The following is a 246-nucleotide window of genomic DNA, read 5'->3' as shown; positions in this document are numbered from 1 at the left end:
GATGCATCATCACCCGGGTGAGCTCGGCATGGAACTGCAGGCCCCAGGCGGTGCCGTCGTAACGAAAGGCCTGGTTCGGGTAGGCATCGCCTTCGGCGAGCAGGTCGGCGCCGTGTGGCAGCTCGAAGCCTTCGCGGTGAAAATGATAGACCATCTTCGGCCAGTGCATCAGCAGGCGGCCCTTCTCGGTCGGGTGCAGCCGAATGCCGACGGCTCGACGGAGATCGGCTGGTACCCGCTGCACCC

General features: G+C 65.4%; 1 pseudogene. It reads right to left on the bottom strand.

Features of this window, described 5'->3' with window-relative positions:
- A pseudogene (locus tag EOD29_RS37705) lies at positions 1-246 on the bottom strand (hypothetical protein); the annotation flags it as partial.

It is taken from the genome of Mesorhizobium sp. M1A.T.Ca.IN.004.03.1.1 (assembly GCF_003997555.1).
In the GTDB taxonomy this organism is placed as follows: Bacteria; Pseudomonadota; Alphaproteobacteria; order Rhizobiales; family Rhizobiaceae; genus Mesorhizobium.
This window is presented reverse-complemented; position numbering and strand designations above follow the sequence as displayed.